The sequence below is a fragment of the Aeromonas sp. ASNIH1 genome (genome assembly GCF_002934285.1).
Classification (GTDB): domain Bacteria; phylum Pseudomonadota; class Gammaproteobacteria; order Enterobacterales; family Aeromonadaceae; genus Aeromonas; species Aeromonas caviae.
In genome coordinates, this window is sequence record NZ_CP026228.1 from 3,334,859 (window position 1) to 3,346,800 (window position 11,942).

Annotated in this window: 11 protein-coding genes; 5 read left to right on the top strand and 6 right to left on the bottom strand. The window is 60.9% G+C overall.

Features of this window, described 5'->3' with window-relative positions:
* Positions 1-206 precede the first annotated feature (206 nt).
* The gene (dkgB, locus tag C2U37_RS16470) at positions 207-1,010 is read right to left on the bottom strand and encodes a 2,5-didehydrogluconate reductase DkgB (protein ID WP_104452726.1); all 804 of its coding nucleotides are present in this window, start codon (positions 1,008-1,010) and stop codon (positions 207-209) included.
* 67 nt (positions 1,011-1,077) lie between these two features.
* Positions 1,078-1,368, bottom strand: a complete 291-nt coding sequence (locus C2U37_RS16475) for a putative quinol monooxygenase (RefSeq protein ID WP_042015909.1) — start codon at positions 1,366-1,368, stop codon at positions 1,078-1,080.
* Positions 1,369-1,581: 213 nt separating this feature from the next.
* Between C2U37_RS16475 and C2U37_RS16485 the strand changes: the two genes are divergently transcribed.
* On the top strand, positions 1,582-2,562 hold the full coding sequence (locus C2U37_RS16485; RefSeq protein WP_026141915.1) for an IS5-like element IS5 family transposase: 981 nt from the start codon (positions 1,582-1,584) through the stop codon (positions 2,560-2,562).
* A 210-nt stretch (positions 2,563-2,772) separates the two neighbouring features.
* On the opposite strand, the gene C2U37_RS16490 is transcribed toward C2U37_RS16485, so the two are convergent.
* Complete coding sequence (locus C2U37_RS16490; RefSeq protein ID WP_042015911.1) at positions 2,773-3,135, bottom strand: VOC family protein; 363 nt, start codon at positions 3,133-3,135, stop codon at positions 2,773-2,775.
* 26 nt (positions 3,136-3,161) lie between these two features.
* Positions 3,162-3,548, bottom strand: a complete 387-nt coding sequence (locus C2U37_RS16495; RefSeq protein ID WP_042015913.1) for a DUF6404 family protein — start codon at positions 3,546-3,548, stop codon at positions 3,162-3,164.
* Positions 3,549-3,717: 169 nt separating this feature from the next.
* Between C2U37_RS16495 and C2U37_RS16500 the strand changes: the two genes are divergently transcribed.
* Positions 3,718-4,620, top strand: a complete 903-nt coding sequence (locus C2U37_RS16500; protein WP_041212776.1) for a LysR family transcriptional regulator — start codon at positions 3,718-3,720, stop codon at positions 4,618-4,620.
* Between the two features lie 181 nt (positions 4,621-4,801).
* Here the strand turns inward: C2U37_RS16500 and glpK are convergent, their stop codons facing one another.
* Both glpK and C2U37_RS16510 read right to left on the bottom strand, forming a co-directional pair.
* The gene (gene glpK, locus C2U37_RS16505) at positions 4,802-6,304 is read right to left on the bottom strand and encodes a glycerol kinase GlpK (protein ID WP_104452727.1); all 1,503 of its coding nucleotides are present in this window, start codon (positions 6,302-6,304) and stop codon (positions 4,802-4,804) included.
* A 54-nt stretch (positions 6,305-6,358) separates the two neighbouring features.
* Positions 6,359-7,207: an MIP/aquaporin family protein gene (locus C2U37_RS16510; RefSeq protein ID WP_042880435.1), complete on the bottom strand. Its 849-nt coding sequence runs from the start codon at positions 7,205-7,207 to the stop codon at positions 6,359-6,361.
* 490 nt (positions 7,208-7,697) lie between these two features.
* Here C2U37_RS16510 and glpT point away from each other — a divergent pair, with 490 nt between their 5' ends.
* The 3 genes from glpT (at position 7,698) to glpD (ending at position 11,850) form a co-directional block, all read left to right on the top strand.
* Positions 7,698-9,053, top strand: coding sequence for a glycerol-3-phosphate transporter (gene glpT / locus C2U37_RS16515; protein ID WP_041212777.1), 1,356 nt, complete (start codon positions 7,698-7,700; stop codon positions 9,051-9,053).
* A gap of 101 nt (positions 9,054-9,154) precedes the next feature.
* On the top strand, positions 9,155-9,913 hold the full coding sequence (locus C2U37_RS16520) for a DeoR/GlpR family transcriptional regulator (RefSeq protein ID WP_010674233.1): 759 nt from the start codon (positions 9,155-9,157) through the stop codon (positions 9,911-9,913).
* A gap of 449 nt (positions 9,914-10,362) precedes the next feature.
* Complete coding sequence (glpD, locus tag C2U37_RS16525) at positions 10,363-11,850, top strand: glycerol-3-phosphate dehydrogenase (RefSeq protein ID WP_104452728.1); 1,488 nt, start codon at positions 10,363-10,365, stop codon at positions 11,848-11,850.
* Positions 11,851-11,942: the final 92 nt, after the last annotated feature.

Genomic DNA, 11,942 nt, shown 5'->3' on the forward strand with positions numbered 1-11,942 from the left:
CCTGTAGAGGCAAGGCGTATAGAGGAAGCTGGGGACAAAAAGGCAGGGGCACAAAGAGGAAAGGGCAAGGGAAGGTGGCAGTCGCGCCCGGTATTGAGACAAAAAAACGGGAGGCACTGGGCCTCCCGCTGGTGTTCTCGTCGACGGTGTCGGGTTTTCTTTGCTCCCTTCTCCCCTTGCGGGAGAAGGGCTGGGGATGAGGGGGATCAGTCCCAATTCGGCGCAAAGTCCGGGTTGGCGCAGCGCTCACCCCGATCCAGGGTGGCGATGGCGGCCATCTCATCGCGACTGAGTTGCACCTTCAGCGCAGCCAGGTTGGCGGCCAGATTCTCCCGTTTGGTAGAGCTCGGGATCACCGTCATGCCCTGGGCCAGCAGCCAGGCCAGCGACACCTGGGCCGCCGAGACGCCGTGGCGCTGGCCGATCTCCATCAGCAGCGGCTCGGCGAGCACCTTGCCATAGGCAAGCGGCATGTAGGCGGTGATGGCGATACCGTGGGCTTTGCAGAACTCCACCACCTTGCGGTTTTGCAGCAGGGGGTGGATCTCCACCTGCTGGTGGGCGATGGCGCCCGGCCCCAAAATCTCGATGGCCTGTTTAAGCTGGGCCACGGTGAAGTTGGAGACCCCGATCTCCCGGGTCAGGCCCCGGGCTTTGGCCTCGGCCAACTGCTCCAGATAGACCGCCATCGGCACCTCATCCTGGGGGGAGGGCCAGTGAATGAGCGCCAGATCCAGATAGTCGGTGCCGAGTTTTTCCAGGCTCACTTCCAGGCTCGGGATCACCTTGCCCGGACCGAACTCGCTGGTCCACACCTTGGTGGTCAGGTAGATATCCTGGCGGGGAACACCGCTTTCGCTCATCAACTGGCCGACGTCGGCCTCGTTGTCATAGATCTGGGCGGTGTCGATATGGCGGTAGCCAAGTTCCAGCCCCTGGAGCAGGGAGTCGCGAAGGGGCTGATCTTTCAGGCGGAAGGTTCCAAGACCCAGGTTGGGCATCTTCATCATCAAATTCCTCAGGTTAGTGTTTCTACGCTCAAATGATGGGCTTTGCCTGCGCCGAGGGCGGAGGCAGTCAGGCGCGCCGGTAGCGGCTCACGACCCGGTTGGCAAACCAGGGGGAGGCGAGGCTGGCAAAGGCGATGTAGTGGGGCTGCTGCTGGTGGGCGAGCAGGGCGGCTTCACTCTCCCACTCCTCGTACAGTATCCAGCTGTGGGGGCTCTCCAGGCTCTGGTGCAACTGGTAGCGAAGGCACCCCGGCTCTTGCAGGGTAGCGGCGATCAGCGGCTCGAGGGCGGCGCGAAACTGGGCGGCGAATTCGGGTTTGGCGTCAAGCTGGGCAATCACAATCAGGGGGGATGGCATCTGAACCTCCTTGCAATATCGGCGGTCAGTATGCCCGCCACAGACTGGGGGAAACAGGGCAGCAGTAGCAAAACACTATTGAGATAAGAGCAGCAATGGGGCACATAAATGCCACCGACAAAGGGCGGTGTCAGGTGATAGCTAGGGAAGGTGCGAACAAGTCCCTGATATGAGATCATGTTTGTCATCTGGAGCCATGAAAAAGGGTTCATCATGAGTCATCAGCTCACCTTCGCCGACAGTGAATTCAGCAGTAAGCGCCGTCAGACCAGAAAAGAGATTTTCTTGTCCCGCATGGAGCAGATTCTGCCATGGCAAAACATGGTGGAAGTCATCGAGCCGTTTTATCCCAAGGCTGGTAATGGCCGGCGACCTTATCCGCTGGAAACCATGCTACGCATTCACTGCATGCAGCATTGGTACAACCTGAGCGATGGCGCGATGGAAGATGCTCTGTACGAAATCGCCTCCATGCGTCTGTTTGCCCGGTTATCCCTGGATAGCGCCTTGCCGGACCGCACCACCATCATGAATTTCCGCCACCTGCTGGAGCAGCATCAACTGGCCCGCCAATTGTTCAAGACCATCAATCGCTGGCTGGCCGAAGCAGGCGTCATGATGACTCAAGGCACCTTGGTCGATGCCACCATCATTGAGGCACCCAGCTCGACCAAGAACAAAGAGCAGCAACGCGATCCGCAGATGCATCAGACCAAGAAAGGCAATCAGTGGCACTTTGGCATGAAGGCCCACATTGGTGTCGATGCCAAGAGTGGCCTGACCCACAGCCTAGTCACCACCGCGGCCAACGAGCATGACCTCAATCAGCTGGGTAATCTGCTGCATGGAGAGGAGCAATTTGTCTCAGCCGATGCCGGCTACCAAGGGGCGCCACAGCGCGAGGAGCTGGCCGAGGTGGATGTGGACTGGCTGATCGCCGAGCGCCCCGGCAAGGTAAGAACCTTGAAACAGCATCCACGCAAGAACAAAACGGCCATCAACATCGAATACATGAAAGCCAGCATCCGGGCCAAGGTGGAGCACCCGTTTCGCATCATCAAGCGACAGTTCGGCTTCGTGAAAGCCAGATACAAGGGGTTGCTGAAAAACGATAACCAACTGGCGATGTTATTCACGCTGGCCAACCTGTTTCGGGCGGACCAAATGATACGTCAGTGGGAGAGATCTCACTAAAAACTGGGAATAACGCCTTAAATGGCGAAGAAACGGTCTAAATAGGCTGATTCAAGGCATTTACGGGAGAAAAGATCGGCTCAAACTGAAAAAATGAAATGACTGAGTCAGCCGAGAAGAATTTCCCCGCTTATTCGCACCTTCCCTAGGGACAACGGCTGGCTTGGTATATGGGGGTGGGGCTGAATTGTTTCTCGCCCCCCCTCGCCATCAGGCCGCCGGTTCGGACCAGACCGCAAACTCGTTGCCGCTGGGTTCCACAAAGTGGAAACGGCGGCCACCGGGAAAATCGAACAGGGGGCGCACTATGGTGCCCCCTGCGCCGGCTACCTTGCTCTGGGTCGCCTCGATATCGGCGCTGTAGAACACCAGGAGCGCCCCGCCCTGAGCACTCTGGCTGCACAGTTCGGCGCGGTAGAAGCCGCCATCCAGCCCTTCTCCCTCGAAGGCGCAATAATCGGGGCCGTAGTCGGCAAACTGCCAGCCAAAGGCGGCGGTGAAGAAGGCCTTGGTGGCGGCAAGATCCCTGGCCGCAAACTCCACATAGTTCAGTTTTTCATGGGCCCTGGTCATAAGGCGCTCCTTGTCGATATCGGTGGTTATTTCGGTTGCCAGCGCTTTTGCGTGGGGCTCGTGGAGTGGGGCAAGGCGTCCCAGGGGGTCAGCTTGAGCTGCTTGCGCCGAAACCAGAACCAGGTCCCCATCAGCAGACCGAGCCCGATGCCAAACAGCAGGCTCTGGCGCAGGGCAAACCCCGGGCTCACCTCATCCTGCCAGCCGAGGCACCACATCAACACCCCCCAGATAGCGCCGATGGGGAGTCCCAGGGCAAGAACGTTGATCATAAAGCGTTCGTAGTGGGGCGGCCTGATGGTGAACCCCGCCTTTCGCAGCAGCCAGATGATCGGCGGGTTGTAGTTGAGCGTTTGCACGCCCTTCTTGGCCAGCTCCCGATGGGCGGCGGCCAGCCTGTTGTCGAATGTCATATCATCGTCCCTGTCATGGTGTGGCGCCATACGGTGCCGGTTGGCGGCATTGTACTGGCAAGGGCGCAGATAAAACAGGTGGTGCGTCACGATACGAAGCGACGCCTGTCTTGCCAACTCCCGGCCATTGCACCTATAAAGACCCATTACTCTTGCCAGGATGACAACAATGAAGACCCATTCCGATGAATTGACCCTGTTTGTGGCGGTGGTGGAGGCGGGCAGCTTTCGCCAGGCGGCGGAGAATCTCGGCATGGACAATTCCGTGGTGAGCCGCGGCATCAAGCGCCTCGAAGAGAAGCTCGCCACCGTGCTCCTCAACCGCACCACCCGCCGGGTCAGCCTGACCGAGGAGGGGAGCTGGTTCTATCAGCGGGCGGTGAAGATCCTGACCGAGATGAGCGAGGCGGAAGGGTTGCTGCTGATGCGCCGGGAGCAGCCGGAGGGCATATTGCGGGTGGACGCCGCCACCCCCTTCATCCTGCATAGATTGGTGCCCATCATCGGCGAGTTTCGCCGCCGCTACCCCGCCATCGAGCTGCAACTGCACAGCTCCGAGGGCTTCATCAACCTGATGGAGCGGCGGGTGGACATGGCCATTCGCATCGGCGAGCTGACGGACTCCTCCCTGCGGGCCCTGCCCCTTGGCCGCTCGCGGCTGCGGCTGCTGGCCTCCCCCGACTATCTGAAGGCACGCGGTACCCCGCGCCAGCCGGCTGACTTGCTGGCGGGCCACGAGCTGCTCGGTTTTTTGCACCCCGATCACCTCAATCATTGGCCCCTATTGAGCGAGGAGCAGGGGGACAGGTTCGCCATCACCCCGACCCTGCGGGCCAGCAGCGGGGAAACCTTGCGTCAGCTGGCGCTGGCGGGGCAGGGGATCGTCTGCCTGTCGGACTTCATGACGGGGGATGACAGGGCGAGCGGGGCGCTGGTGGAGGTGCTGGCCCGCAGCAACAGCGGCGCCTCGCGCCCCATCCATGCCGTCTTCTACTCCGATGCCCAGCGGGACATCCGGCTGCGGGTCTGGCTCGATTTCCTGAAAGAGCAGCTCGGTGCTGAGGCGTTGTAGAGGGCATGTCGACAGTTCCAACCCCCTCCACGAGGGGGAGGGGTCATTTTCTTCCACCCCTTGGCAAGGGAAGGGTTGGGGTCGGGGGCGGTCAGAACAGTCGTGCTCGCCAATAAAAAGAGGCCGACATTGCTGTCGGCCTCTTTGCTTTTTTCATCTCAAGGACGCGTCGGTTACCCCATCACTCCTCTTCGGCCCAGCGGCGTGAACGTTCCACCGCCTTCTTCCAGCCGCTGTAGCGCTTGGCGCGATCGTCACGGTCCATCTGCGGAATGAACTCGCGGTCCACGCTGAACTTGTCTTCCAGCTCGTCGGAGCTCTTCCAGAAGCCCACGGCGAGGCCGGCCAGGAAGGCGGCGCCCATGGCGGTGGTCTCGATGCGGGTCGGACGCACCACAGGGGTGTGCATCATGTCGGCCTGGAACTGCATCAGGAAGTCGTTGGCCACGGCGCCGCCGTCCACCTTCAGGGCTGCCAGCTTGATGCCGGAGTCCTGCTGCATGGCATCCAGTACGTCGCGGCTCTGGTAGGCGATGGATTCGAGCGCCGCACGGATGATGTGGTTGCGGTTGGCGCCACGGGTCAGGCCGACCATGGTGCCGCGAGCATACGGATCCCAGTAGGGGGCGCCCAGGCCCACGAAGGCCGGTACCAGGTAGACGCCGTTGGTGTCGCCTACCTTGCTCGCGAAGTAGTCGGTATCGCGGGCATCGTGGATGATCTTGAGCTCATCGCGCAGCCACTGGATGGTGGCGCCGCCCATAAATACCGCACCCTCGAGGGCATAATTCACTTCCCCTTTCGGGCCGATGGCGACCGTGGTCAGCAGGCCGTTGCTGGAGCGAACCGGCTCGTTGCCGGTGTTCATCAGCATGAAGCAGCCGGTACCGTAGGTGTTCTTGGCCATCCCTTTTTCGAAGCAGAGCTGGCCGAACAGGGCGGACTGCTGGTCACCGGCGATACCGGCGATGGGGATGCGGGCGCCGCCGCCACGGGTGGTGTAGCCATAGACCTCGGAGGAGGGTTTGACTTGCGGCAGCATGGAGGCGGGGATGCCCAGCTCGTCCAGCATGCGCTCATCCCACTTCAGGTCGCGGATGTTGTAGAGCATGGTGCGCGAGGCGTTGGTCGGGTCGGTGACGTGCACCTCGCCGTTGGTCATCTTCCACACCAGCCAGGTGTCGATGGTGCCGAACAGCAGCTCGCCGTTCATTGCCTTCTCCCGGGCCCCTTCCACGTTGTCCAGGATCCACTTCACCTTGGTACCGGAGAAGTAGGCATCCAGCACCAGGCCGGTGTTTTCGCGCACGTACTCTTCAAGGCCGCGGGCCTTGAGCTCTTCACAGATGGCGGCGGTGCGGCGGCACTGCCAGACGATGGCGTTGTAGATGGGCTTGCCGGTGGCCTTTTCCCAGACGACGGTGGTTTCACGCTGGTTGGTGATGCCGATGGCGGCGATCTGCTCGCTGTGCAGGCCGCTCTTGGCCAGCACTTCGGTGAAGACGGAGGACTGGGTTGCCCAGATCTCCATGGGGTCGTGCTCGACCCAGCCCGCTTTCGGGTAGTGCTGGGTGAATTCGCGCTGGGAGGTCGCGACGATGTTGGCGTCCTGATCGAAGACAATGGCACGGGAGGAGGTGGTGCCCTGGTCCAGCGCAACGACAAATTTCTTTTCAGCAGACATGATGTTCTCCACGTTTTTATTTTCCACGTTGTTACACGTTGGGGAGGGCCGCTCTCAGGCGGCGGCCTCTTCTTTGTTAGACAGCTTGGAGGCTTCTTCGGTGGCGACGCGGTTGCCCGGGACGCAGGGAGCCAGCACTTTCACATACAGGGCGGTACCGATCTGGGCGCCGACGATGGGGCCAAGGATGGGGACCCAGAAGTAGGGGTTGTCACGACCACCGGTCAGGGCCACGTCACCCCAGCCAGCCACGAAGGCGAACAGTTTGGGGCCGAAATCACGGGCCGGGTTCATGGCAAAGCCGGTCAAGGGGCCGAGGGAGGCGCCGATCACCGCGATCAGGATGCCGATGAGCAGGGCGGCGGCGAAGCCTTTGGGGGCGCCGTTGTTGTTGTCACCCAGTGCCATGATGCCCAGCATCAGGACGGCGGTGATCACCATCTCGACCGCGAAAGCCTGCATGTTGGAGAGCAGGGCATTGGGGTAGGTGGAGAAGATGCCTGCGGTGCCGAGGCTCTCGACGCTGCCGCGCACCACGTTGTGGGTCAGCTCCCACTGGGTGAACAGGTTGCTGTAGAGGGCGTAGACCAGGGCGGCGGAGGCGAATGCCCCGGCTATCTGGGCGATGATGAAGGGCACCACCTTGCGCTTGTCAAAGCCGCAGAAGGTCATCAGCGCCAGGGTCACGGCAGGGTTGAGGTGGGCACCGGAGATGCCACCGGTGACATAGATGGCGATGGCGACACCCAGGCCCCAGGTAATGGAGATTTCCCATTGCCCGAAGTTGGCGCCAGCCAGCACCAGGGCGGCCACACAGCCGACGCCGAAGAAGATCAGCAGGCCGGTGCCGATAAACTCGGCGAGGCACTCGCCAAGCAGGGTATTGGGTCTTTGTATGCTCATAGTTGTTATTCCTTATATCCACCCACAGTAGGTTTGATGTTCCGTTTTGTTATCTTTCATTCCCATTCATTGCGCCCGAAAACGTTTCTTCTTGTTTTTTGAGCTTGCGCAAACGTTATGCTCGTTTGCGCTCGTTCTTGGACGAGAGAGAAAATAAACCTTCTGCGTCAATTCACCATACCCCCGCCACCGGAAATGTGGGCAAGATCCCATTCATTGCTAAGAAAATGTGACGAAAAGCAACAGTTGTGGGCCATATTACTCCTTAGTGAGTAGCCAAAAGCCACGCCATGCGTGGGCTGACCCTGGATGCGCGTTCACTCACTGCGTCACAATTTTTGTAATAAAACTGCAATAATTTAGCGCTCATCACAGATTAAATGTTCACAAATGAGCACAATAGGCTCGCTTGCGAATCAAGACGCGTCTGATCGCCGGCATGAGCGGGGCGTCCTCAACCGCCCAGAACAACAATAAAAGGAAGCAGAACATGCTTAGTCTCTTCAGGCCTGCACCCCATATCGACCGGCTGCCGGCCGACAAGGTGGATCCCTTCTACAAACGCATGCGTTGGCAGGTGTTCTTCGGGATTTTCTTCGGGTATGCGGGTTACTACCTGGTACGGAAAAACTTCAGTCTGGCGATGCCCTACCTCATCGAGCAGGGCTTCTCCCGTGGGGATCTGGGTCTGGCGCTGTCCGGCGTCTCCATCGCTTACGGTCTCTCCAAATTCCTGATGGGGAACGTGTCGGACAGATCCAACGCGCGCTACTTCCTCTCCGCCGGTCTGCTGCTCTCGGCAGGCATCATGTTCATGATGGGGACCATGCACTGGGCTACCTCCAGCATTGGCATCATGTTCGTGCTCCTGTTCCTGAACGGCTGGGCACAGGGCATGGGCTGGCCTCCCTGTGGCCGTACCATGGTGCACTGGTGGTCACAGAAGGAGCGGGGCGAGATCGTCTCGGTCTGGAACGTGGCCCACAACGTGGGCGGCGGCATGATAGGCCCCCTGTTCATCCTCGGCATGGGCTGGTTCAACGACTGGCGCAGCGCCTTCTATGTGCCTGCGGCGGCGGCGGCGGCCATCGCGGTGATCGCCTTCTTCGTGATGCGCGATACCCCGCAATCGGTCGGTCTTCCCCCCATTGAGGAGTACAAGAACGACTACCCGAAGGATTACAACGAAAGCCACGAGCAGGAGTTCTCCGCCAAGGAGATCTTCATGAAGTACGTGCTGCACAACAAGCTGCTCTGGTACATCGCCATCGCCAACGCTTTCGTCTACCTCATCCGTTACGGCGTGCTGGACTGGGCGCCCACCTATCTGAAAGAGGCCAAGGACTTCAGCGTGGATCACTCCTCCTGGGCCTACTTCCTCTATGAGTGGGCGGGGATCCCGGGCACCCTGCTGTGCGGCTGGATCTCCGACAAGATGTTCAAGGGCCGCCGCGCCCCGGCAGGCATCCTGTTCATGGTGCTGGTGACCCTCTCCGTGCTGGTCTACTGGTTCAACCCGGCGGGGAACCCGACCATCGACATGATGGCCCTGGTCGCCATCGGCTTCCTCATCTATGGCCCCGTCATGCTGATCGGCCTCTACGCCCTGGAGCTGGCGCCCAAGAAGGCGGCCGGTACCGCGGCGGGCTTCACCGGCCTGTTCGGTTATCTGGGTGGCGCCGTGGCGGCCAACGCCATGCTGGGCTACACCGTTGACCACTTCGGCTGGGACGGCGGCTTCATGGTGCTCACCGTCTCCTGCGTGCTCTCCATCATCCTGCTGGCCATGACCCTCAAGCACGAGAACGAGTCGATTGCCGCCAAGGCGGCTGCCCATAAGGCATAAAACGTGATCCTGCCCTTATCGATTGGAAAAGGGATCAGGTACACTGCCAAAGGCCCCGCACCTGCCGGGGCCTTTTTTCGTCTCATCTGCGGAGTGCAAGCGTGAAGCAAACCCAACGACATCTGGAGATCCTGGACGTCCTGACCCGGCAGGGTTTCGTCTCGACCGACGATCTGGTGACCCATTTTGACGTCAGCCCCCAGACCATTCGCCGGGATCTCAACGATCTCGCCGAACAGAACAAGATCCGGCGCCATCACGGCGGGGCCTCACTGCATTCGAGCACCGTCAACACCGCCTACAGCGCCCGCAAGGTGATGCAGCTCAAGGAGAAGGAGCGCATCGCCCGGGAAGTGGCCGCCAACATCCCCGACGGCTCGTCGCTCTTTATCGACATCGGCACCACCACCGAGGCCATCGCCCGGGCCCTGCTCGACCACCGGGAGCTGCGCGTGGTCACCAACAACCTGAACGTCGCCAGCATCCTGACCGCCAAGGATGACTTCACCGTCATCATCGCCGGCGGCGAGATCCGCAACCGGGATGGCGGCATTGTCGGGGAGGCGACCCGCGACTTCATCGGCCAGTTTCGCATGGACTACGGCGTCATCGGCATCTCGGGCATCGACAGCGACGGCTCCCTGCTCGATTTCGACTATCACGAGGTGAAGATCGCCCAGGCCATCATCGCCCACTCCCGCCAGGTGTTCCTGGCCGCCGACCATACCAAGTTTGGCCGCAACGCCATGGTCAACCTCGGCAACCTCAACCAGATCCACGCCCTGTTCACGGATCAGGAGCCACCGGAAAAACTGATGCGACTGATGTCCCAGCATCAGATCGCCTGCCATATCTGCTGAGCTTCCCCGCACAGGCATCAGGCCGCCTCGGGGCGGCCGCTTTTTTTCCTGCCCCCTCCCGGCCTGCGGCGTCTCCCTTGCGGCGCCTAAGAGGCCAGTTCCTGGCGCTGACACACCTTCTTTGACCCCTGATGTTGCCCCCGCACTCGGGCGCCAGGTTTGCACCGACGCTAGGCGCCTGCGAGGAATTCACGCCATCGCCTTCATCACCTTGCCCCATGGGCACCCCCATCCGGCACTCTTTGTTCTCCTCCCTGCCCGAAATGGCTGTTTCCGACATGCCGTAGCCTTGCCAGGCCGTCACCGACTGGCAGCATTTTTAGCATTGTGAAAACAATCGCGATCACATTTCTCTCACGAAATGTTCGTTTATTGGTTTTTCATGTTCTAATATGAGCGAAATCAAACATTGCTGTCATGGCAAACACAAAATAAGAAAGTAGGTGAACATGAGCGAACATTATGATCTGGTCGTCGTCGGCGGCGGCATCAACGGGGTCGGCATCGCGGCAGATGCGGCGGGGCGGGGGCTGAAGGTGGCGCTGTTCGAGGCGAGCGATCTCGCCTCTGCCACCTCGTCCAACTCCAGCAAGCTGATCCACGGCGGCCTGCGCTACCTCGAACATTACGAATTCCGGCTGGTGAAAGAGGCGTTGGCGGAGCGGGAGGTGCTGCTCGGTATGGCTCCCCACATCGCCCGTCCCATGCGTTTTCGTCTGCCCCATCGCCCGCACCTGCGTCCGGCCTGGATGATCCGAGCCGGTCTCTTCCTTTATGACAACCTGGCCAAGCGGGACAAGCTCAAGGGGAGTTGCGGTCTGCGCTTCCTGCCGCAGGACGGTCTCAAGAGCGGCATCAACAAGGGCTTTGAATACTCGGATGCCTGGGTCGACGACGCCCGGCTGGTGGTGCTCAATGCCATGCTGGCGCGGGACAAGGGCGCCGATGTGCAGACCCGTACCCGCTGCGTCAAGGCGGTGCGCGGATCCAAGCACTGGACCCTGACGCTGGAGCGGGAAGGGGGCGAGCAGTTCACCGTCAGCTGCCGTGGTCTGGTCAATGCGGCGGGCCCCTGGGTCAAGACCTTCTATGACGAGAGCCTGAGCGAGAAATCCCCCCGCGGCATTCGCCTCATCAAGGGGAGCCACATGATAGTGCCGCGCATCCATGAGCGCGAAGAGGCCTACATCCTGCAAAACGAGGACAACCGTATCGTCTTCGTCATCCCCTACCAGCAGGACTATTCCCTCATCGGCACTACGGACGTGGAGCACAAGGGCAGCCCGCGGGAAGCCAAGATCAGCGATGCCGAGATCAACTATCTGTGCAAGGTGGTCAATGCCCACTTCACCAGGCAGATAAGCCCGGAAGACGTGGTGTGGACCTATGCCGGGGTGCGCCCCCTGTGTGACGACGAGTCCGATTCACCCCAGGCGGTGACCCGGGACTACACGCTCGAGCTCAGTGGTGAATCCGACGGCGCGCCGCTGTTGTCGGTGTTTGGCGGCAAGCTCACCACCTACCGCAAGCTGGCCCAGGCCGCCTGCAACAAGCTCAAGCCCTGGTTCAGCCAGATGGGAGAGGACTGGACCGCCTCCTGCCGGCTGCCCGGTGGCGAGTTCGACTGCTCGGTGCGTGAACTGGCGCGTGCCTTTGCGCTGGAATTCGACTGGCTCGACGATCGCAGCGCCCTGCGCATCGCCGAAGCCTATGGCGCTCATGCCCGCCTCTGGCTGAAGGAGGAGCGCGGCCAGCACTTTGGCGCCGGGCTGTATGAATCAGAAGTGCGCTATCTCATCGCGCGCGAATGGGCTCACTCCCTGGAGGACATCCTGTGGCGCCGCAGCAAGCTGGGGCTGCGCCTGTCGGAGTCCGAACAGCAGCAGCTCGGTGCCTGGCTGCTCGAGCACCACCACGCCCTGCCCGAAGCCTGCTGATGACCCTGGCGGGCGGCCTTTGCCGCCCGCCGTCAAACTGCAATAAATCCCTGCTATAACAATTACCTGCATCCTACACACCATAACAACGA